Annotated in this window: 20 protein-coding genes; 10 read left to right on the top strand and 10 right to left on the bottom strand. The window is 71.3% G+C overall.

What is annotated here, in order from left to right:
- Positions 1-129: 129 nt before the first annotated feature.
- Complete coding sequence (locus tag ACWEV3_RS14430) at positions 130-1,263, bottom strand: hypothetical protein (protein WP_452614293.1); 1,134 nt, start codon at positions 1,261-1,263, stop codon at positions 130-132.
- A gap of 158 nt (positions 1,264-1,421) precedes the next feature.
- On the opposite strand from ACWEV3_RS14430, the gene ACWEV3_RS14425 reads away from it, so the two are divergent.
- Entirely contained in the window at positions 1,422-1,811 is a 390-nt protein-coding gene (locus ACWEV3_RS14425) for a hypothetical protein (RefSeq protein ID WP_452614292.1), read from the top strand.
- A gap of 29 nt (positions 1,812-1,840) precedes the next feature.
- Here the strand turns inward: ACWEV3_RS14425 and ACWEV3_RS14420 are convergent, their stop codons facing one another.
- Entirely contained in the window at positions 1,841-3,934 is a 2,094-nt protein-coding gene (locus tag ACWEV3_RS14420; RefSeq protein WP_452614291.1) for a sensor domain-containing protein, read from the bottom strand.
- Between the two features lie 380 nt (positions 3,935-4,314).
- Between ACWEV3_RS14420 and ACWEV3_RS14415 the strand changes: the two genes are divergently transcribed.
- Together ACWEV3_RS14415 and ACWEV3_RS14410 are read left to right on the top strand one after the other, a co-directional pair.
- Positions 4,315-5,172, top strand: coding sequence for an alpha/beta hydrolase (locus ACWEV3_RS14415; protein ID WP_452614290.1), 858 nt, complete (start codon positions 4,315-4,317; stop codon positions 5,170-5,172).
- A gap of 101 nt (positions 5,173-5,273) precedes the next feature.
- Complete coding sequence (locus tag ACWEV3_RS14410; RefSeq protein WP_452614289.1) at positions 5,274-5,447, top strand: hypothetical protein; 174 nt, start codon at positions 5,274-5,276, stop codon at positions 5,445-5,447.
- A gap of 114 nt (positions 5,448-5,561) precedes the next feature.
- On the opposite strand, the gene ACWEV3_RS14405 is transcribed toward ACWEV3_RS14410, so the two are convergent.
- Both ACWEV3_RS14405 and ACWEV3_RS14400 read right to left on the bottom strand, forming a co-directional pair.
- A complete protein-coding gene (locus tag ACWEV3_RS14405; RefSeq protein WP_452614288.1) occupies positions 5,562-6,593 on the bottom strand; it encodes a baeRF2 domain-containing protein in 1,032 nt (343 codons plus the stop codon).
- Positions 6,594-6,894: 301 nt separating this feature from the next.
- A complete protein-coding gene (locus ACWEV3_RS14400; RefSeq protein ID WP_452614287.1) occupies positions 6,895-7,863 on the bottom strand; it encodes a GlxA family transcriptional regulator in 969 nt (322 codons plus the stop codon).
- 99 nt (positions 7,864-7,962) lie between these two features.
- Between ACWEV3_RS14400 and ACWEV3_RS14395 the strand changes: the two genes are divergently transcribed.
- Complete coding sequence (locus ACWEV3_RS14395) at positions 7,963-8,601, top strand: HD domain-containing protein (RefSeq protein ID WP_452614286.1); 639 nt, start codon at positions 7,963-7,965, stop codon at positions 8,599-8,601.
- A gap of 182 nt (positions 8,602-8,783) precedes the next feature.
- Here the strand turns inward: ACWEV3_RS14395 and ACWEV3_RS14390 are convergent, their stop codons facing one another.
- Complete coding sequence (locus tag ACWEV3_RS14390; protein ID WP_452614285.1) at positions 8,784-9,527, bottom strand: TetR/AcrR family transcriptional regulator C-terminal domain-containing protein; 744 nt, start codon at positions 9,525-9,527, stop codon at positions 8,784-8,786.
- Between the two features lie 129 nt (positions 9,528-9,656).
- On the opposite strand from ACWEV3_RS14390, the gene ACWEV3_RS14385 reads away from it, so the two are divergent.
- The gene (locus tag ACWEV3_RS14385; protein ID WP_452614284.1) at positions 9,657-11,030 is read left to right on the top strand and encodes a serine hydrolase domain-containing protein; all 1,374 of its coding nucleotides are present in this window, start codon (positions 9,657-9,659) and stop codon (positions 11,028-11,030) included.
- Positions 11,031-11,212: 182 nt separating this feature from the next.
- Here the strand turns inward: ACWEV3_RS14385 and ACWEV3_RS14380 are convergent, their stop codons facing one another.
- From ACWEV3_RS14380 to ACWEV3_RS14365, 4 genes are all read right to left on the bottom strand, one after another.
- The gene (locus ACWEV3_RS14380) at positions 11,213-11,434 is read right to left on the bottom strand and encodes a hypothetical protein (RefSeq protein ID WP_452614283.1); all 222 of its coding nucleotides are present in this window, start codon (positions 11,432-11,434) and stop codon (positions 11,213-11,215) included.
- 748 nt (positions 11,435-12,182) lie between these two features.
- The gene (locus tag ACWEV3_RS14375; RefSeq protein WP_452614282.1) at positions 12,183-12,653 is read right to left on the bottom strand and encodes a hypothetical protein; all 471 of its coding nucleotides are present in this window, start codon (positions 12,651-12,653) and stop codon (positions 12,183-12,185) included.
- A 682-nt stretch (positions 12,654-13,335) separates the two neighbouring features.
- Entirely contained in the window at positions 13,336-14,337 is a 1,002-nt protein-coding gene (locus tag ACWEV3_RS14370) for a TerC/Alx family metal homeostasis membrane protein (protein WP_452614281.1), read from the bottom strand.
- A 220-nt stretch (positions 14,338-14,557) separates the two neighbouring features.
- Positions 14,558-15,112 carry a TetR/AcrR family transcriptional regulator C-terminal domain-containing protein gene (locus tag ACWEV3_RS14365; protein WP_452614280.1) on the bottom strand — a complete coding sequence of 185 codons (555 nt, stop codon included), beginning with the start codon at positions 15,110-15,112 and terminating at the stop codon, positions 14,558-14,560.
- Positions 15,113-15,213: 101 nt separating this feature from the next.
- On the opposite strand from ACWEV3_RS14365, the gene bioB reads away from it, so the two are divergent.
- Genes bioB through bioD form a run of 4 tightly spaced genes read left to right on the top strand, consistent with a single transcriptional unit; the run spans position 15,214 to position 19,340 of the window.
- A complete protein-coding gene (bioB, locus tag ACWEV3_RS14360) occupies positions 15,214-16,287 on the top strand; it encodes a biotin synthase BioB (protein ID WP_452614279.1) in 1,074 nt (357 codons plus the stop codon).
- A gap of 1 nt (position 16,288) precedes the next feature.
- Positions 16,289-17,548 (top strand): adenosylmethionine--8-amino-7-oxononanoate transaminase, encoded by a 1,260-nt coding sequence (locus ACWEV3_RS14355; protein WP_452614278.1) that lies wholly within the window; start codon positions 16,289-16,291, stop codon positions 17,546-17,548.
- Positions 17,545-18,684 carry an 8-amino-7-oxononanoate synthase gene (locus ACWEV3_RS14350; protein WP_452614277.1) on the top strand — a complete coding sequence of 380 codons (1,140 nt, stop codon included), beginning with the start codon at positions 17,545-17,547 and terminating at the stop codon, positions 18,682-18,684. Before ACWEV3_RS14355 ends, ACWEV3_RS14350 begins: the two co-directional genes overlap by 4 nt.
- Complete coding sequence (gene bioD, locus ACWEV3_RS14345; RefSeq protein ID WP_452614276.1) at positions 18,681-19,340, top strand: dethiobiotin synthase; 660 nt, start codon at positions 18,681-18,683, stop codon at positions 19,338-19,340. Before ACWEV3_RS14350 ends, bioD begins: the two co-directional genes overlap by 4 nt.
- A gap of 11 nt (positions 19,341-19,351) precedes the next feature.
- On the opposite strand, the gene ACWEV3_RS14340 is transcribed toward bioD, so the two are convergent.
- Entirely contained in the window at positions 19,352-20,170 is an 819-nt protein-coding gene (locus tag ACWEV3_RS14340; RefSeq protein WP_452614275.1) for an IclR family transcriptional regulator, read from the bottom strand.
- Between the two features lie 40 nt (positions 20,171-20,210).
- Here ACWEV3_RS14340 and ACWEV3_RS14335 point away from each other — a divergent pair, with 40 nt between their 5' ends.
- Positions 20,211-21,374 (top strand): pyridoxal-phosphate-dependent aminotransferase family protein, encoded by a 1,164-nt coding sequence (locus ACWEV3_RS14335; RefSeq protein WP_452614274.1) that lies wholly within the window; start codon positions 20,211-20,213, stop codon positions 21,372-21,374.
- Positions 21,375-21,393: the final 19 nt, after the last annotated feature.

The following is a 21,393-nucleotide window of genomic DNA, read 5'->3' as shown; positions in this document are numbered from 1 at the left end:
GTGCCGGACAAGCGAGTTCTTCATCTCCTACCCCTTCCGATCGCGATGCTCCGATCCTGGTGCGGCGCCGACTTCTCCGGAGCAGGAACACTTCCCGGCCAAGGCTGGGAATCCCCCCCGGCACGACCGCTAGCCCTGCTCCTCGCGCGATTCCCTGCGGCGTCGGGCGCGGCGTTCGCGTTCCCGCCGGCTGTAGGTCGCCCGCCGGACGGCCGACTCCGTTTCGAGGCTGGACCCCAGCGCACCCGCCACCGTGCCCATGGAACTCGCCAGCCAGGACAGGCTGGCGTAGTCGATGAACGTCGCCGCATGCCCCAACTGCTTCCCCAGGTAGTCCACGCTGATCACGGCGGTGGACCCGATCAGGGTGATGACGAACAGCAGGGCGTACATGCAGGCCACCCCGATGGTCAGGGTGATCAGCGTGGCCGCGTTGTACAGCACGACCTTGTTGCGGTCCTCGCTGTCGCGCGGCCTTTCCCACAGGCTGTTGTGCAGCGTGATCCACGTGACCATGGCGAAGACCGCGACCAGGTTGATCACGACCAGGCGGACGGCGCTGAGGTTGTCCGCCAGCGACCAGATGGTCGGGAAGAAGATGCCGAACGCGGCGGTCGCGGTGGCGGCCGCGATCGCCCGCGAAAGCTCCGGGACCAACCGCCACGGCCGGTTGTCGCGCACCATCCCGAAGAGGAGGCGCAGCCGGCCGCGCGCCCCGGGCAGCACCAAGGTCACGTCGGCGTGGTCGTTCCCGGCGGGGACCTGGCGGATCTGCGAACCGGGCCAGCCCCACCTCCGCGCGTGGTGGTGCCCGCCTGCCGGACGGGAATCCGTGAGCTTCAGCGTTTCCCGCGCGAGCAACCCCACCAGGTGCACGACGACGTCCCGGACGTACGGGCGCAGCCGGATCCAGCCGATCGCCGGCAGCGATGCCAGGCCGACCCCGTGATCGGTGTCGACCTCGGCCACCACGGGCTGTGTGGCGTCGCGCCGGGGCAGATCGGTCAAGCAGACCAGCAGGTCCCAGCCCTCCGACGACTTCTTCTCCTGCGCCTTGCCCGCGATGTCGATCCGGCCGTCCTCGCTCAGCGACAGCGCCTCGGACCGGACCTCCACGGACCAGTCGAGGTCGCGATCGACTCGCGCGCAGAACTCGCCCGGGAGCCCGTCGGCGATCCGGTGCGCGATCTCCGTGGGCACGCCGGGGTCGGCGACCACACCCACCGTGATCGCCCGGTTGCTGCCTCGCCCGGCCGACGACATGTCACCTCCCCCTCCGGCACCACCCTTGCCTTTCCCGGGGCAGGGCGGTTCCGAAACAACCGCCGCCCGACGAGTTGCTCTCCACCATCGCGGGAGCCGGGCAGCGGCACCGGGTACTTCAGCGTTACCGGGCCTTCCGAGCAGAGGAGGCACTCGCCATGCCCGACTACGAACACCCCTTGGAAGCGCTGCACCGCGGCCGCGACGCCGTGGGGATGGCCGTGAGCCGGCAGGCCAGGACCCCGCAACCGTCCCTGCGGGAGCTCCACGCCTTCGGCTCGGCGATCGTGTCGACGATCGCCCAGCTCAGCCAGTTGAGCTCGGTGCTGGCCGAACAGGTGGGGCGCTTCGACGAACGCGAGCTGGAACGGGCCAAGACCAGCGATCACCCCGGCGACAAGCTGAAGGTCGCCGGCACCCACCTGGCCAGGCTGAGCGATCAGTTGGAGGTGGCCGTCACGGACGCCATCCGGTACTGGACGGCGATCGAGAGCGCGGACCTGCACACCTCCGGCGACCTCAGAGCACGCCCCGAAACCGAGGCGTAGCGATCACGAACACCGGATCGGCACCACCGTCAGCGGGGGCCGGGTGCGCCGATGAACGCCCGGAACTCCGGCGCCGGCAGGGGGCGCGCGAACAGAAAACCCTGGCAAGCGTCGACGCCGAGGCCTTCGAGCAGGCGGTGTTGAGTGATGTTCTCGACGCCTTCGGCGATGCAGGTCCGTCGCATGGCCCGGGCGAGTTCGACCACGGCGCGGACGATCCCGAGGTCGGCCGGATCGGTCCCCATCCCGGTGACGAAGCGCCGGTCGAGTTTGACGATCTGGGTGGGCAGGTCCTTGAGGCGGGCGAGCGAGGAATAGCCCGTGCCGAAGTCGTCCATGGCGAACCGCACCCCGGTTCGGGCCAGGTCGCTCATCGTCTTGCGCGGCTTCGACGGCAGGTCCACCAGGGACGTCTCGACCATCTCGACGACGACCCGGTCCGGCGCGATGCCGGTCTCGCTGATCGCATCGGAGATCTCGTCGGCGAAGTCCGGGGCCTCGGGACGCAGCCCGGAGACGTTCACCGTCACGCCCACGGGGTGGCCGTCGTGCGACTTCCAGGTGGCCGCCTCGCCCAGCGCGGTGCGCAGGACCCAGCGGTCCAGCTCGGGCAGCAGGCCGCCCTTCTCCGCCACCGGCAGGATCACGTCCGGCGCCAGCGGTCCGAGGTCCGGGTGCGGCCACCGCACGAGCGCTTCCGCCAGCACGATGGACCGGTCCCGGGCGACGATCGGCTGGTAGTGCAGCCGGAGCCCGTCGTGGCGCAATGCGCCGCGGAGCTCTTCCTCCAGGGTCAACTGCGCCCCGCTCGTACTCGGCGCGGTCCGCGTGAGGCGTCCGTGGCCGCGTTTGGCGTCGAACATCGCCGCGTCCGCGGCGCTGATGATCTCGTCGATCGTGGCACCGTCCTGGACGGCGACCGCGCCGATGGAGGCCGTGATGGAGACCAGTCGGTCCTGCAACGGGATGGCCGCGCTCAGGATGTCCGAAACGCTCGTGATGAGCGCGTCGATCCCGCCGCAGCCGGACACGTCGGAGCAGACCACGAGGAATTCGTCCCCGTAGAGCCGGGCCGGCGTGCAGCACGGCGGGAGCTCGGTGGTCAGGCGCTGGGCCAAGGCCAGGAGCAGCTCGTCGCCCGCGTCGTGGCCGAGCGAATCGTTCACGCGCTTGAAGTTGTCCAGATCGCAGAACAGCACGGCCGCTCGGTCGGCGCCGCAGGCGAGCACGGAGGTCAGCAGCTCGTTGACGCCCTGCCGGTTGAGCAGCCCGGTCGTCTGGTCGTGCGTCGCCTGGAAGTGCAGGGTCTCGGCGTGCCGGACCTGCTCGGTGACGTCCTGGAACACCGCCAACCAGAACCGGTTCCCGTCGTCGTGCACCGACGCCGCGCACCGCACGTCGCAGAACACCGGTCGCCCATCGGCGCGGGCCAGAACGCGGGGTGAGGCCGGCTGCCGATCCGGTTCGGCCGGGCCCGCAGGACTCGAGATCAGTCCCGCCCGGGAATCGCTGGGGTGCATCAGATCGGCGACGCTCTTGCCGTGCAGCCGGTCGCCCAGCAGGTCGCGCAGGGCACCGTTGGCGTCCAGGATCCGTTCGTCCTGGTCGAGGAGGGCGATGCCCACCGGAGCGAGTTCGAAGAGGTCGGTGAACCGCCGTTCCGAACGCTGCCGCTGGGCGTGCGCCTCGGTCTCGTCGCGGACCACCTTGATGAAGCCCTCCAGGCTGCCGTCCGGCGCCCGCTGCGCCGTGATCACCACGTGCGCCCAGAACCGGGTCCCGTCCTTGCGCAGCCGCCACCCCCGGTCGATGAAGAACCCGCGCGCCATGGCCTGGCCCAATTCCCAGTCCGGATACCCGGACTCGACCTGCTCTGGCGGGTAGAACACCGAGAAGTGCCGCCCGATGACCTCCTCGCTGTCGTAACCCTTGACCCGCTGAGCCCCGGCGCTCCAGCTGCTCACCCGGCCGTCGGCGTCGAGGGCGAAGATGGCGTACTCGCGCAGGTCGGCGGCGAGCTCTCCGATCAACGGATCTCCGAGAAGCGCGGCGCCCGGTCGCCGGGCACCGCTGTCGGGCCGATCGCCGACCGCGTCCGTCGCCTGGTTGTCGGGGATATTCACCACATCTCCGTCCTGAGCTGCACCGCGGCGGCGACAGCCGACTCGCGCGGGCGAGAAACCGCACCGCGCTCCCGTAGCACTACCCGGGCGCCGGGCCCAACGCGCACGGGCGCGGAGCCACTCGAGCAATGCCACGCACTGTACATTCCGCGAACGCGAAAATCGCTATCGCCACCCACATGGTCCACAGCTGGTCACAGCAGGTATCAGGAGCATTCACGAGGCAGAGGCCACGGCTCAGGGCACCGCCGACGCGATCGGGCGCGAAGTCCGCTCGGCGGCCCGACAGGTTGCCGAGATCCGATCATCGGACGAGGCTTGCCCGGACGTGTGCGCTCCAGACGGCGAGCAGTGCACATGACCGGACAGGAAGGCACCCGATGACGCAGTCCCACGACGACGCTCGGCCGAAGGCAGCGCACTTCGAAGGCACCCTGCCCTCGGGGCAGTACTGGCAGGGCTGGACGGTCGAGCGGCCAGTCGGCGTGGTCGTGCTCGTCCACGGCGTGCACGAGCACAGCGGCCGCTACCGCCACGTCGCGGAGCGGCTCAACGCGGCCGGCTACACCGCGTACGCCCTCGATCACCCCGGGCACGGCCGTTCACCGGGGAAGCGCGGCAACATCGGGAGCATGGCCGCTGCCGTCGCCGGGGTCGACCTCCTGGCGCGGCTGGCCGTCGAGCGCCACGACGACGTGCCGCTGTTCGTCTACGGGCACAGCCTCGGCGGGCTGATCTCCCTGCAGTACCTCACCGGGACGCCGCTCGACCGGATCGCCGGTGCCGTGATCTCCGCCCCCGCGCTCAGCACCGGCTCGGTGTCGGCCGTGGAGCGGGCCGCCGCACCGCTGCTGTCCAAGCTGCTGCCCGACCTCGGCGTGCGCAGCCTCGACGCGAGCACCATTAGCCGCGATCCCGAGGTCGTGCGGGCCTACCGCACCGACCCGCTCTGCCACGACGGGAAGATGCGGGCGCGGACCGCGACCGAGATCATGCTGGCGGTCGAAGCGATCCCGCAGCGCCTGAAGTCGCTGACCATGCCGCTGTTCGTCCTGCACGGCGGCGCGGACCGGCTGATGCCACCGGCCGCCAGCGAGCTGGTGCGCGCCCACGCGGGATCGCCGGACCTCACCCTGCGGATCCACGAAGGGCTCTACCACGAGCCGCACAACGAGCCGGAGCAGGACCGCGTGCTCGACGAGATCGTGGACTGGCTCGACGCCCACCGGAAGGCCTGAAACGCGGGCGGGACCCGATCGGCGCCGGCGGTGATGTTTCCTCATCCCCGTGGGCGTAAACCCTCGTGTCGAGTCAGCTGAAACCCGCGCACGAGGAGGTCATGGATCTCATGTGGAACACGCGACTGCGGAACATCCTGGCGCAGCTCCGCAAGCGGTTCGGGCGGTCGCGCACCAGGACGGTGCCGGTGCCCGGGCGCGAGTCCGATCCGCTGCTGCACAAGGGCCCCCGAGTCCCGCCGGAAGCGCTGCGCCGCGGGCGATGGCTGGGGTGATCCGAACGTGCAGGGGCCGACGAACTCCCGGTTCGCCGGCCCCTGCGTCGTTGCCGACCACCTTCGACGCGCACGAGGTCTTCCCTTGCGTCATCTCAGAAAACGGCCGGTCGGTCACTGCTGAACGGGGAAGCGCAAGATCGCACCCGCCCCGTCGGTCAGCCCGGTCCCGGCGGGCACGAGTTCGACGCCGGAGGTCGTCTCGGCGCAGGTCTTGAGCAGGAACGCCTCGTGCTCCGCCGGCGCGTCGTCCTCCAGCAGCAATGTCTCAACCGCGCCCTGCTCGGCCGCCCGCACAACCGAGTCGTCCCCCTGGACCGCCCGGCCGTGCGTCAGGCCCGCCTCCATCCTGCCGGCGCTGTCCGCCGCCCTTCGCTTGCTCTCCTCGCCGGCGATCCGCACCAGCTCTTCGTCGAGCGCCTCATCGGAGGCGTTGTGGGCGAGCCCGCCCCGCTCGGTCTCGACGACGCGCTCCGCGAGCTCGGCCGGCAGGTGCTCCCGCACCTCGGTCCGCGCCTGCACGCCACCCGCGAGGACCACCACCTGCGGCCGGAACTTCGCGGCGACCGCGTTCACATGGGCCACCACGTCCTTCGCGTTGCGCTGCAACGTTTCCTCGGCGCGCCGATGAATGCGCTTGTGGGACAACGCCCCGTGCCGCGGCTTGTGCACGCCGTCGTGCCCCGTGCCCTCCACGACGTCGGTGTCGATCTCCTGCGGTCCGCGATGCTCGGTCACCACGTCCTGGCGCACCTGCGCGCCTTCCTGATCCGCGATCACCACGAGTTCGGACACCGAGCGCGCGGCTTCCCGCACGTAGGCGCCGAGTTGCGGGAGCGCATCCCAGAACGCGTCGTCGCCGGCTCCGGGCTCGACGTCCCACGGCTCGTCGAGCAGCACGGCGGACCCGGCCCCCACCAGCACCCGGCCCCGGGCCTGCTCCTCGCCGGGCGCCCCGCTCAGCGCCGACTCGATGGCGTCCAGCGTTTCCGCTGGCGCGCCTGCCGCCTGGAGCCGGTCGCGCAGCGCCCGCCACCGCAGCTCGACCTGCTTGCCCGCGTCCTCCCCCGGCGAGCGGGCTTCCAGGTAGACGGTCGCGAACGGCCCCTCCTGCTCGTACACGTGACGCAAACCAACCAGTTCCATCGCTGAGCTCCTCAACTCGGGGTGCACGTCGCCGGGTGGCTGCCCGGCGCTTGCCGATCAACGGCTACCCCGGAGAACGCTCCGGCAACACATCCCATCCACGACCGCATGGCTCTCCTCACACCACGCATCGACGCGCTCAGCCGAGCCGGACGCGCACTCGCCTGAGTGTCCGCAGTGGACTTATTGCCGGACGTCGATGCGTCTCCGGCGCCGGTCGTGCGCTGTTCCTGGTGCGGCTTCACGCGAGGAGTTCGCGCTGGGCGAAGCCGAAAACCGCCGACGGTCCACGGCGCGAGCGTTACGGTGCCGGGGGCTGGTGTTGCGTCGTGGCGAACCGCTGGCGGTAGTGGGTCGGCGTCGTGCCCAGGTGGCGGGCGAAGACGCGGCGGAGGGATTCGTCGGTGCCCAGTCCACTGTGGCGCGCGGCCGAGGTGACGCTGTGCCCGTCGAGGAGGAGTTGCTGGGCGCGGTCGAGGCGGACGCGTTCGACCCAGCGGGCCGGCGTGGTGCCGAGTTCGGCGCCGAACAGGCGGGTCAGGTGCCGGGTGCTGACGGCCGCCGCGACGGCCATGGCCGGCAGGCTGTGGTCGGCGGCCGGGTCGGCGACCACGGACGCGATCACCGAGCGCAGCACGTCGCTCCGCGCCGGCGGGGTGGCGAGGGCCGTGGAGAACTGCGACTGCCCGCCCGGACGTTGCAGGAACACGACCATTTCCCGGGCGATGCCCCTGGCCACGTCCGCGCCGTGGTCGTCTTCCACGAGGGCGAGGGTCAGATCGATTCCGGCGCTGATGCCGGCCGAGGTGACGTAGCGACCGTCGCGGATGTGGATGGCGTCCGGCTCGACGCGCACCCGGGGGTAGCGGCGGGCGAGCGCTTCGGCGTGCCGCCAGTGCGTGGTCGCGCGGCGGCCGTCGAGCAGCCCCAGTTCGGCGAGGGCGAAGGCGCCGGTGCAGACCGACGCGACCCGTTCCGCCCGCGTGGCGAGCGTGCGCACGGCCGCCAGCAGGTCGCCCTCCGGCCGCTGCTCGGCGAGCCGGTCGCCGCCGGCGACCACCACCGTGTCGACGGAACCGGCCTCGGCCGCCGAGACGGTGCCGGCCAGCCCCAGCCCGGCGGACGTGGCCACCTGCGCACCGCTCGGCGAGACCAGCACCAACTCGTACGGGTGGCCTAGCCGACCCGCCTGGTGCAACACCTCCGTCGGGCCGCTGACATCGAGCATGGTCACACCGTCGAACACCACGACGGCCACCCGGTGCGTCATGTCCGGATCTGTGGTTCTTCTGGCCGGAAGGACATGGCACCAGGGTAGCCGCCCGGGCGAACCTGGAACCCGGCACCGACCGAGCAGGAGGCAACGGAGATGAAGGAATCCATCGCAGGCGTGCAGATCCCGGACAGCGCCCTGGCGCGGGAGGCCACCGAGCTGGTGCGCGAGGCCGCGTCGCCGTTGCTGTTCGACCACTCCCGGCGGGTGTTCCTGTGGGGATCGTTGCGCGGCCGGGAGCAGGGGCTGCGGTTCGACCCCGAGCTGCTGTACGTGGGCGCCATGTTCCACGACCTGGGGCTGACCGAGCGGTTCCGCCGCGCGGACCAGCGCTTCGAGATCGACGGCGCCGACGAGGCCCGCAGGTTCCTGCAGGCCCACGGCATCGGCGGCGAACCCGCCGACCGGGTCTGGACCGCCATCGCCCTGCACACCACCCCCGAGATCCCGCTGCACATGGCGCCCGAGGTCGCCCTGGTCACCCGCGGCGTCGAGCTCGACGTCCTGGGCATCGGCTACCACGCGGTCTCCGACGAGCAACGCGCCGCCGTGGTCGCGGCGCACCCCCGCCCGGACTTCAAGAACCGGATCCTCGCCGCGTTCACCGAAGGCATCGAGGACCGCCCCGAGACGACGTTCGGCAACGTCAAGGCGGACGTGCTCGCCTACTACGCCCCGGGCTTCGTGCGCGGCGACTTCGTCGAGGTCATCAAGAACTCCGACTGGCCGGAGTGATCTCCCGGCGAAGGAAGGACGGCTCGTCCGGTGCGTGACGTCGGCGGCGATTTCGCGCGAAATCGCCGCCTGCGCTCCAGGCGGCCACATCCCGAACGCGCCCTCACGCCGCGCTGAAACGCCCCCTGAATCCGGTTCCGCGCGCCGCCAAGGCACGATTTCGTCCAAAGTGGAGCTTGGCGTCACGCGCCGGGGTCGAGGGCGAAGCGGGCCGCCAGGCCGCGCAGGACGCAGTCCAGCCCGGTGGCGAACTCGTCGTCGCGGGCGCTGCGCAGGTTCTGGCCCCGCTGCGCGGCGTAGAGCTTGCGCTGCCGCGGGAATTCCTGCACCGCTCGTTCGGCAGCGGGCCACAGGCGCTCGGCCCACTCCTGCTCGCCCTGCCCGCTGCGCGCGAGCATGGTCAGCCAGGCCGCCTCGCTGGTCGACACCCCGACGACGTAGGCGAAGACCGTGTTCATCGCCCGGTCGGCCGCATCCAGCGGGAAGCCCCCTTCCTCGAACGCGGCGAGGATGGCCTCGGTCAGCCGCATCATGTTCGGCCCGAGGTAGGCCACGCCCGCCTCGCCGAGCACGGAGACGATCCACGGGTGGCGCAGCAGCGTCGACCGGATGCTGTGCGCGCAGCCGGTGATCGCCGCCCGCCAACCCGCGGCATCGCCGGGGACCGGCACCTCGATCTCGCCGTAGACCTCGTCCACGACCAGTTCGATCAGCTCGTCCTTGTTGGCCACGTGCGTGTACATCGAGGTGGCCCCGGCGTTGAGCTGGACGCCGAGCTTGCGCATGCTCAACGCCCCGATTCCCTCGGTGTCCAGCAGGTGCAGCGCCGCGGCGACGATCTGCTCCCGGCTCAGCGCCGGCTGCTCCCGCCGCTGTCGCTGCGGGCGGGCCCACACCGAGGGAAACGACTGCTCATCGGCTGGCATGCGGTCTCCTCGCTCCTCTCGCGCGATCGGCCCGAACAGTGTATGTCCTTGCGAACAACGCACGGCCTCAGTACGGTGTGCGGACATCCGCACACTGTGCGGTTCGCAGGTCAGAGGGGATCTTCAGCAATGCCAGTACCGCAATTCGACGTCGACCGGTGGCAGGCCAGGCTCGACGAGCTGCGCGCCGCCCACCACGTCCCGGCAGCCGCGCTGGCCGTGCTGGCCGGCGGCACCGTCCACGAGCTGGCCAGCGGCGTGCTGCACCGGGGAACCGGGGTGTCCGCCACCCCCGATTCGGTGTTCCTGGCCGGATCGCTCGCCAAGGCCTACACCGCCACGCTGGTGATGCAGCTGGTCGACTCCGGCGAGCTGGACCTGGATGCGCCGGTGGTGGGCGTGCTGCCGGAATTCGCCACCCCGGACCCGGAAGCCACCGCGACGATCACCGTCCGGCAGCTGCTGTCGCACACCGGCGGGGTGACCAACGACTTCTTCCACGACTCCGGCCGCGGCGACGACTGCCTGGCGAAGTACGTCGAGGCCGCCGGAGACGTGGCGCTGGACTGCCCGCCGGGCACGGCGTTCTCCTACGGCAGCCTCGGCTACGTCGTGCTCGGCCGGATCGTCGAGGTGCTCACCGGGCAGACCTGGGACCAGGCGCTGCGGGACCGGCTGTTCGCCCCGCTCGGGCTGGAGCACTCGATGACGCTGCCGGAGGAAGCGCTGCGGTTCCGGGCGGCCATGGGGCACCTCGGCCGGGAACCCGAACCGGCGGCCGTCTGGGACATGATGCCGCGCTCGGCGGGGCCGTACGGCCGGGTCATCGTCTCGGCCGGTGACGTCGCCCGCTTCGCCAAGATGCACCTGGACCGCGGCATCGCCGCGGACGGCACCCGGGTCCTGTCCGCCGATGCGGTCGCCGCGATGCAGCGCCGCGAGGTGGACAGCCCGGACAAGTGGAGCATGTCCGCGGACGGCTGGGGGCTCGGCTGGACCTTGCACGACTGGAGCGGGGTCTCCGGCTTCGGCCACGACGGCAACGCGGGCGCGCAGCAGTCCTACCTGCGCGTCATCCCGCAAGCAGGCGTAGTGGTCGTGCTGCTCACCAACGGCGGCGACTTCGCCCGGCTCTACGCCGACCTGTTCCGGGAACTGCTGGCCGAACTGGCCGACGCGCGCATGCCGGCCCCGTTCGCTCCGCCGGCCAACCCGCCCGAGGTGGATCTGACGCCGCTGCTGGGCAGCTACCGGCGCGCCGGAGCCATCACGACCATCAGCCGGGGCGACGCGGGCGGCGCACGGATCCGCTACGAGTTCGTCGACGAGCTGGAAGGCATTGCCCCGCCGATGGAAGCGAGCCTGCTGCCGGTATCGCCGACGGTCTTCGCCGCACCCTTCAACCTCGGCGGCGAGGCGTACAGCCCGGTGGTGTTCGCGACGCTGGCCAACGGCACCCCGTGCGTGTACGTCGGCATGCGCGCCGCCCCCAAGACCGCCTGATCACGGGTTCGCCCGCGATCAGGAAGAGGGCTGGCTCACGCCAGGTCGACGCGAAGTCGGCCTGGAAGACCCCGGGTGGGGTTCCGGACCAGCAGTTCCGGGCAGTCGACTCGACGGTGCTCGCGGTGGTGACCGAGAATGTGTGGGCTGCAAGGCTTTTCGGCGAGGACTCAGGTAGCTGGTCATCTCCCGCGGGCGGCGGTTCGGCGGCTGCGCTTGGCGTACGGCAGCGCGAACATGTACAGGCCGCTGAGCAGGAGCAGCGCGAGCGGGAGCAGCGGTACGTAGGAAACCCAGATGATGGGCTCTTCCTGCGCCAGGGCGACGGAGGTGACGATCACGGTCACCGTGAAGGCGATGGAAAGCCAGCGGTGGCTCTGCCGAACCCACTTGTTCCAGTTCATTCGGACCTCCTGCGAAATCGGGAAACCCCGGGACCAGCCGGGTGGGGACGTTCGTGGTGGTCGACCGGGCCCCTGCCCGGTGATGTCCACTCCGGTCACGCTAGGCGCGGGCACGCGGCCGGCGCTTCTCGATTCCTGACCGGTCTCCCCGCCCGTTTCGCCCCGCACGGCGGCATCTCCGCCGCTGGTGGCACTCGGACACCTGACGCCGCCACCGGCAGTGCGAACCGACAGCGAGAGAGCGACCGTCCTTTTCGGCGGCCTATCGCTGCAGCGGCGAGTCGGCGGTCGTGCCCGCGGATGCCAGCGCGCGCAGTGCGTTCGCGGTGTGCATCGGGATCGCCATGCTCGGCGGCGCCGCCGCTCTCGGCCTGATCGCCGGCTACCCGGAGATCCCGTCGCGGCTGGCCGGGTCGGCCATCGCGGGGAACGCCCTGTCCGGTGCGGTCATCCTCCCGCTGACGTTCACCGGGGTGCTGCCGCTCACCGGCCTGGGCGTGGCCTTCATGCTCGCCGGGCCGCGTGGGTCATCACGTTCGCCGCACTCGCGTTCGCCGGTCTCCGCCGCTCGCGGAGCCCGAGGACCGCGCAGCGGGGGCATTCGCACGGGAACGCGGCGCCGAGCGGCGCGGCGCGCACGTGACCGCACGAGCCGGGTCGCCGAGAGCGACCAGCCACGACCGGTGGGGCGCCCGCTCACGCCTTCCGCGCCGGAGCGGCAATCCGATGGGCTCGCGAAGCCGGGGGGTCAGGCAGCGGGGGCTTGCTGCGCGGCGCAGGCCCTGCGGTCGCCCAGCGCGACCGCCAGGCTCGCTCGGCAGGTGCGCAGGATCTGCCGCGTTGCCGCGCTGTCGGGGGTGGTGCGGCACCGCGTGCAGACGACCGAAACCGCGCCGCTCACCTCGTCCACCGCCACGGACGCCTCGGCGTCACAACTCCGGCACCACCGGTGCCCGGTGACGGCGATGACGTGCACCGGGGAGCTGATGCATTCGTGCGCCCACCGCCGGTGGACGTGGCAGCTGAGGCGCTCGTGGGGCGAAAGCTCCTCCCGCTCGACCGCTGCGTCCTCGCGGATCAGCGTGTGCGCGAGGTGATCGTCACGCAGATCCTCGTAGCGTCCGCCGAACCGGAGCGCGTCCGCGGGAGCGGGGCTCGGTTGCCCGCGGCCGCGTCGATGTGCGGGAGCGGTTCGTTCGGGGTGGAGCTGGTGAACCATCGTTTCGCCTCGGTCGGTCCGTTCGGCTGGACGTGTCCAGTGTCTTTGGTCCCGGTTGCGGGGACATTCGTGGCACTACGTAGTTCGCTACGCAGGTGTCGGGGTGTGCGTGCCGACCGGCTGCGGGTGCACGGCCACCGATCGATCTGTCCACATGCGATCGTCCGGTCCCTGCGCGCGGGAGAACCCCGTGGCAGCCGACGCGAAAAAAATCAGTTGCCCCGGTGGGTCGCCGCCCCCTAGCCTCCTCGGTACACAGGAAAGGAGGTGGTCCAACGTTGAATACCAACAGGACTTGTGAGGTGGCTGTCCGCTAGGACCGCCCAGGCACTCCAGCCGACCCGACGTGCGATGCCCCCTGTGGAAATCGACGCGGGCAAGCGGTCGGCGAATACCAGGCAGCTACCCGACCCCGAAGCCCCGAACTGCGTCCGGTTCGGCCTGTGCGGACACCGCCAGGAAGCGGCTTCGGGGTCGCTGCTTTTCCGGCCGGGCCTCGGGAATCTCCCATGGCCGGGACGGCAGTTCGTCGTGTTCACGGGTGGGGCTGCGGAGCACCACCGCGGTCAATGGTGCGGCCCTCTGGGCGGACGGGCGTCGAGCAGGACCGCGCAGGCGATCAGCAAGGCGGCCACCACGAGGACGGTCGCGGCGAGTTCGACGAGGATTTCGGTGGACATGGTCAGCTGCCGGGCGTGGGCTCTTCGGCGCCGCGGCGGGCGCGAAGGCTGGTCAGCGTGACGGCCGCCAAGACCGCCACGATGACCGCGAGTGAGAGCGGGGTCGGGATCTCCGGGACGGCGGGCCAGATCCCGTGCGCCCAGTGCAGGACCAGCTTCACCCCGATGAACGCGAGGATGATCGCCAACCCGTGGTTGAGGTGGGCGAGCTTGGCGAGCGCCGTCGCCAGCACGAAGTACAGGGCGCGCAGTCCGAGCAGGGCGAACGCGTTGGTGGTGAACACCAGGTACGGGTCCTCGGTGATGCCGTAGACGGCGGGGACGGAATCGACGGCGAACACCACGTCGGTGGCGAAGACCGCCACGACCACGACCGTCAGCGGGGTCAAGGCACGTCGGCCGCCTTCGCGAACCGTGAGCCGGGGGCCGCGGTAGTCGTCGGTGACCGGCATCAGCCGCCGCAGCAGCCGCACCGAGCGCATCTGCGACACGTCGCGGTCGAAACCGGATCCGGTGAGCGCCTCGTGCAGGATCTTGACGGCGGTGGCGAACAGGATCGCGCCGAAGACCAGGAACGCCCAGTTGCCCGCCTGCAGCAGGGCGGCCCCGGCCGCGATGAAGATCCCGCGCAGCACCAGAGCCCCGACGATGCCGTACAGCAGCACCCGCTGCTGCAGTTCCGCCGGCACGGCGAATCCCGACAGCAGGATCATGAAGACGAAGAGGTTGTCGACCGACAGGGACTTCTCCACCACGAAGCCGGTGATGAACTCCAGCGCCTGGCCGCCGCCGAACGCACTCCACAGGAAGAACCCGAACACCAGGGGCAAGGCGAGGTAGAAGACCGACCAGCCGATGGCCTCGCGCATGGAGACCTCGTGCGGGCGGCGGGTGACCAGGAAGTCGGCGCACAGCAGCGCCAGCAGCACGGCGATGCTGATGCCCCAGAGCCACGGCGAGCCGATCGAGTCCGATGGGGCGGCGAGAACGGTCGGACGAGGCATGGAGACCCCCTCGAACTCGGTTGCGTTCGAGGTCTCCTTCGCCCGCCGAGGGCGGCCTGCCGGGGATGCCGATGGGCATCCGTCCTGACCGGGCAGACCCTGCGGAAGTACTCCCCTCGGGCCGAGTATTGAACAGCGCCCGGGCGGCAGCCACCGCAGAGCACTCGCCGAGCCTCCCGGAGAGCAGTGCCCTACGGTGCCCGCGCGTCGCGGCGCGCCGTCAGCCGCCGACCTTGGACCGGAGGCCGTCCAGGACGAGTTCGAGCCCGCGCTCGAAGTCCGCCGGTCCGCCGGGCGCCCGGTCGATCGCGCCGGCGCTCGCCGCCTGCAGCGCCATCTGCTCTTCCACCGTGTGGCCGAAGACGAGGTGCAGGAGGGCCCGGGTGCCGACATCGACCAGGTCGTCTGGCAGGCCGCCGTCGTGCAGGGCCGCCCGCAGCTGGTTCGCCGGCTCGGCCGCACCGAGGCCGAAGGTGTGCGCCGTGACGACCACCTCGGCACCGTCGCGGTAGGCGAGCATCGCGTCCCGGAGCTCTGCGCAGACCTCGACCACGCGCCGGTCCCATTCCCGGGCCCGGTGCGGTCGCTTGCCCCGGATCAGGATCTCGTCGGCGACCGCCGCCAGCAGCGTCTGCTTGTTCGGCACGTGGTGGTAGAGGGCGCTCGGTTGCACGCCGAGCTCGGCGGCCAGTCGCCGCATCGACAGCGACTCCAGCCCGTACTCGTCGAGGACCGCGATCGCGCGATCCACGACGTCGCTCCGGTGATACCGCACGCAGACCCCTCCCGTTGACCGATCGCCCCGCCCAGTCTAGCCTGAACACTGTTCAGGTGAACACTGTTCAGGTTGCCGCACCTGCCGACACGGGAGAAGCGATGAACACCACCTTCCACCAGCTCGCCGACGGGATCCTCGCCGGGGTGCCGGCCACTCCCGAGGACGCCCTCGCGGTGCTGCGCGCCGACGACGCCGAGCTGATGTCCGTCGTCGCCGCCGCCGGCCGGCTGCGCCGCGCGCACTTCGGCAACGCGGTGAAGGTGAACTACCTGGTGAACCTGAAATCGGGGCTGTGCCCGGAGAACTGCAACTACTGCTCGCAGGCGCTGGGCTCCGACGCGCCGATCCTCAAGTACTCGTGGCTGTCCAAGGACGAGACCCTCCGGCAGGCCGGCGCCGGGCTCAAGGGCGGCGCGAGCCGGGTGTGCCTGGTCTCCTCCGGCCGCGGACCGTCCACCCGGGACATCGACAAGGTGACCGAGATGGTCGGGGCGCTCAAGGAGGAATACCCCGACGTCGAGGTCTGCGCCTGCCTGGGGCTGCTCAAGGACGGCCAGGCCGAGCGCCTGAAGGCCGCCGGGGTGGACGCCTACAACCACAACATCAACACCGCCGAGAGCAACCACGACAACATCGTCCAGACCCACACCTACGCGGACCGGGTCGACACCGTGGAGAAGGCGAAGGGCGCGGGGATCTCGCCCTGCTCCGGCCTGATCGCGGGCCTGGGCGAGACCGACGAGCAGCTCGTCGAGGCGCTGTTCGCGCTGCGGGAGCTGGGCTCGGACTCGATCCCGGTCAACTTCCTGATGCCCTTCGACGGCACCCCGTTCGAGAACACCTGGGAGCTCTCCCCCACCCGCTGCGTGAAGATCCTGGCGATGGCCCGCTTCGTCTGCCCGGACAAGGAGATCCGGATCGCCGGCGGCCGCGAGATGCACCTGCGTTCGCTGCAGCCGATCGCGCTGCACGTCGCCAACTCGATCTTCCTCGGCGACTACCTCACCTCGGAGGGCCAGGAAGCCAAGGCGGACCTCGAGATGATCCGCGACAACGGCTTCGTCGTCCTGGGCTCCGAGGAGGACCTCGCGCAGCAGACCGGGAGGCTGGAGCCGATCGATCCGGCGATCCGGCGCCGCGGGGCCGGCACCGACGTCCTCCCCAACGCCTGACATGACCGCGGAAGCGCTGCTCGCGTTCGACCGCGAGCACCTGTGGCACCCGTACACATCGATGGCCGACCCGACCCCGACGCGCCTGGTCACCGGCGCCGCGGGCAGCCGGATCACCCTCGACGGCGTCGGCGAGGTGGTCGACGGGATGGCGTCGTGGTGGTCGGCGATCCACGGCTACCGGCACCCCGTGCTCGACGCGGCGGTGCGCAGGCAGATCGAGCAGATGTCGCACGTGATGTTCGGCGGGCTCACCCACGAGCCGGCGATCGAGCTGGCCCGGCGCCTGGTCGACCTCGCACCCGCCGGTCTCGACCGCGTCTTCCTGGCCGACTCCGGTTCGGTGAGCGTCGAGGTGGCGATGAAGATGGCGCTGCAGTACCAGCGCGGCGCCGGCCGGCCGGAGCGGACCCGGTTCCTCACCGTCCGAGGTGGCTACCACGGCGACACCTTCGACTGCATGAGCGTGTGCGACCCCGACGGCGGCATGCACGCCATGTGGTCCGGTGTGCTGCCGGAGCAGGTGTTCGGCGAGCGCCCGCCACGGCTCGACGGCGACGTCGACGCCTGGGCGGCCGGCTTCCGCGCGCTCGCGGCCGAGCACGCGGACCGGCTCGCCGGGCTGATCGTGGAGCCGCTCCTCCAGGGCGCCGGCGGCATGCACCCCTACCCCGCCGCATGCCTGCGGGTGTTCCGCGAGATCGCCGACGAGCACGGACTGGTGCTGGTCTTCGACGAGATCGCCACCGGATTCGGCCGCACCGGGACACTTTTCGCCGCCGACGCCGCCGAGGTGACCCCGGACGTGCTGTGCGTCGGCAAGGCGCTCACCGGGGGCTACCTGTCGCTGGCCGCCACGCTCTGCACGACGGAGGTCGCCCGTGGCGTGTCCGCCAGCGATTCCGGCGTCCTCATGCACGGCCCCACCTTCATGGGCAACCCGCTGGCCTGCGCTGTCGCCTCGGCCAGCCTGGACCTGCTGAGCACCGGCGACTGGGCGGCGGACGTGCGCCGGATCAACACGGGTTTGCAGGCGCTGCACGACATCGACGCCGTCGACGTTCGGGTCCTCGGCGCGGTCGGCGTGGTCCAGCTCGACCACCCCGTCGACGTGGTCAAGGCGACCGAAGCGGCCCTGGAGCAGGGCGTGTGGCTGCGCCCGTTCCGCGACCTGATCTACACCATGCCGCCGTACGTGTGCACCGACGACGACATCGCCGCCATCTGCGCCGGGATCGCGGCCGCTGCGGAGGCCGGATGAGCGCCTGGGAAACGTGGTTCGCCGAGCAGCGGACCAAGCGCGAAGACGCCGGGTTGCAGCGCACGCTGCGGCCGCGGGAGGTCGATGACGACGTCATCGACCTCGCCAACAACGACTACCTGGGGTTGAGCCGCGATCCCGAGGTGCGCCGAGCGGCCGCCGACGCCGCCCTCGCCTGGGGCGCCGGGTCGGGCGCCTCCCGGCTGGTCACCGGCACCACCACGCTGCACGCCGGCCTGGAGCGCGAACTCGCCGAGTTCACCGGCCGGGAGGCGGCGCTGGTCTTCTCGACCGGATACCACGCCAACCTGTCGGCGGTGACCGTGCTGGCGGACAAGCAGACGCTGATCGTCTCCGACGCGCACGTGCACGCTTCGCTGATCGACGCCGCGCGGCTGTCCCGGGCGGCGATCGAGGTGGTCCCGCACAACAACGTCGCCGCGGTCCGGGCCGCGTTGGCCGAAGCCGGTGGCCGGCGGGCGATCGTGCTGACCGAGTCGGTCTTCTCGGTGCTCGGCGACGCCGCCCCGCTGGAGGATCTGGCGGCGGCCTGCGCCGATCACGACGCGCTGCTCGTCGTCGACGAGGCGCACGGGCTCGGCGTGGTCGGCGACGGCGGCCGAGGACTGGTGCACGCCCACGGCCTGGCCGGCGACCGGCACGTGGTGATGACCGCGACGCTGTCGAAATCGCTCGGCGCGATGGGCGGTGCGGTGCTCGGCTCCGCTGCGCTGATGGACCACCTCACCAACCGGGCCCGCCCGTTCATCTTCGACACCGGGCTGGCACCAGCGCCCACCGCCGGCGCGCTGGCAGCTCTCCGCCGGCTGCGCGGGAAACCCGGTTTCCCGGCGCAGATCCACCAGCGCGGCGGCGAGCTGGCCGACCGGCTGGGCGTGCCGCGATCGGCAGGCGCTGTGCTCTCGGTGCCCATGCCGTCGCCGCAGATCGCCGTCGCCGCGCAGGCCGCGGCGCTCGCGTCCGGGGTCCGGGTGGGGTGCTTCCGCCCGCCGTCGGTGCCCGACGGGATCTCCCGGCTCCGGATCACCACCCACGTCGGCCTCGACGACCAGCGCTGGGCGCGCGCCGTCGACGTGCTGGCCCGCACCATCGACGACCACCGGCGGCAGGGATGATCACCATCATCACGGGCACCGACACCGGTGTCGGCAAGACCGTGGCCACCGCGGCGCTCGCGGTCCGCTCCGGTCCGGGAACGATCGTCGTGAAGCCCGCGCAGACCGGCGTCGGCACCGACGAACCCGACATCTCCGTCGTGGCGCGGCTGGCGGGCTGCGAGGTCGCCGAGTTCACCCGGCTCGAAGATCCCCTCGCGCCGGACACGGCCGCCCGGCGGCGCGGCATCGGGATCCCGCCGATCAGCGAGCACGCGGCCCGCATCCGCGGGCTCGCCCGGACCCGGGACACCGTGATCGTCGAAGGCGCGGGCGGCCTCCTGGTCCGCCTCGACACCGGGGGCGGCACCCTGCTGGACCTCGCCGCCGGGCTCGCCGTGGACCACCCGGTGCGGGTGTACGTCGTGACCCGGACCGGGCTCGGCACCCTCAACCACACCGAACTCACCGTCAACGCCCTGCGTTCGCGGAACCTGGAGCCGGCGGGACTGGTGCTCGGCGCGGTGCCGGAAGCGCTCGGCCTGGCCGAGGAGTGCAACCTCGCCGAGCTGCCCCGGGTCACGGGAGTGCCGATCGTGGCGGCGATTCCCGACGGCGCGGGCGGTCTCGAACCGGAGCAGTTCCGGGCGCGAGCCGGCTCCTGGCTGACCGACTGACCAGAGCTTCGTTACGCCGCTTCGTAGCCGAGCCGGGCGCCGAGGTTCCTCGCCGCCTCGCTCACCGCAGCGCCGAAGATCGCTTCGTTCTCCTCGGTCAGGCGGCTCATCGGGATGTTCACGCTGAGGCTGGCGATCGGTTTCTCCGGCCCCTCCAGGACGGCGGCGGCGACCGAGCCGACGTCGGCCCGCCATTCCCCGTGGTTGAGCGCGAATCCGCGTTCCCGGATCCGGGCCAGCTCGGCGAGCATCTGGTCCGGATCGGTGATCGTGTTGTCGGTGTAGCGCGGTAGCTCGTCGGCGAACAGGCGCTTGAGGACATCCGGGCCGCTGTTGGCGAGGACAGCCTTGCCGTTGGCGGACGCGTGCAGGGGAAGCGCGTGCCCCAGGGCCATGCTGATGCGCAGCGGCTTCGACGTCTCCAGCCGCTCGATCAGGACGACCCTGTCCTCCTCCGGGACCGTGAGGTGGATCGTCTCCTCGGTGCGCCGGCGCAGGTCCTCCATGATCGGCCTGGCCGCGTCGCGCAGGCCGAGGTCACCGCTGGCGCGGCCGCCGATCGCGAGCGCCTTGGTGGTCATCACCCACCGCTTGACCTCGCCCGATGCCGGGCGTATCCACCCGGCCTCGTCGAGGGTGAGCAGCGAGCGCTGGACCGAGCTCTTGGGCATGTCCAGCGCGCGGGCCAGTTCACCGACGCCGATCGGCTGCCGCGCGGCGACCTCTTCCAGTACCCGCAGCGTGTTCAGGACGTTGCGCAATGCCTTGACTCCCCAGTCCGCCGTGCCTACTCTCTCGGCGCTTTCATACGGCACAGCGTACCACGTCACGGCACAGTGTCACCTGATCGGCTCAGAAGGGTTTGGTGCAATGGCCGCCAACAGCGGACGGCATTTCCTGCAGATCCCCGGACCGACCAACGTCCCCGGCAGCGTGTTGCGCGCCATGGCGCAACCCACGATCGATCACCGCGGGCCGGACTTCGCGGAACTCGCGCAGGACGTGCTGCGCAGGGTCCGGCCGGTGTTCGGCACCGGTCGGCCCGTCGTCATCTACCCGTCCTCGGGCACCGGGGCCTGGGAGGCGGCGCTCGTCAACACCCTGTCCCCCGGCGATCGCGTGCTCGCGTTCGAAACCGGCCACTTCGCCACCTTGTGGCGCGACATGGCGGAAGGCCTCGGGCTGGTCGTCGACTTCGTCCCCGGGGACTGGCGGCGAGGCGTCGACCCGGCCGTCGTCGCCGAGCGGCTGGCCGCGGACGAACAGCACGGCATCGCCGCGGTGATGGTCGTCCACAACGAGACGTCCACCGGGGTCACCAGCCGGGTGCCGGAGATCCGGGCGGCCATCGACGGAGCGAACCATCCCGCGCTGCTGCTGGTCGACACGATCTCCTCGCTGGGCTCCATCGACTACCGGCACGACGAGTGGGGGGTGGACGTCACGGTCAGCTGCTCGCAGAAGGGCCTGATGCTGCCGCCGGGGCTGGGGTTCAACGCGATCAGCGAGAAGGCGCTCACCGCCGCCGAAGGGGCACGGCTGCCGAAGTCGTACTGGAACTGGGCGCCCATCCTCGAAGCCAACGAGCGCAGCTTCTTCCCCTACACCCCGCCCACCAACCTCCTCTACGGACTGCGGGAAGCGCTGTCCCTCCTCGAAGCCGAGGGGCTGCCCAACGTCTTCGCCCGGCACGACCGGCACGCCGCGGCGACCAGAGCAGCCGTGCGGGCCTGGGGTCTGGAGGTGCTGTGCGCCGACGAACGCGAGCACTCCAGCTCGCTGACCGCCGTGCGGTTGGGCGAGGAGCACGACGCGAACAAGGTCCGCGAGGTCATCCTGGACCGCTTCGACATGTCGCTGGGCGCCGGCCTGGGCAAGCTCACCGGTCGCGTGTTCCGCATCGGCCACCTCGGCGACTTCAACGACCTGACGCTGGCCGGCACCCTCGCGGGCGTCCAGATGGGACTCGAACTGTCCGGGGTTCCCATCGACCCCACCGGCCTCCAAGCAGCGCTGGAGGTGTTGCGCGCCTAGGTAAATCAGTGCGGCGCCC

Source organism: Saccharopolyspora sp. NPDC003752 (genome assembly GCF_053605825.1).
Note: the sequence above shows the minus strand (reverse complement) of the source record. Positions and strands in the feature narration are given on the sequence as shown.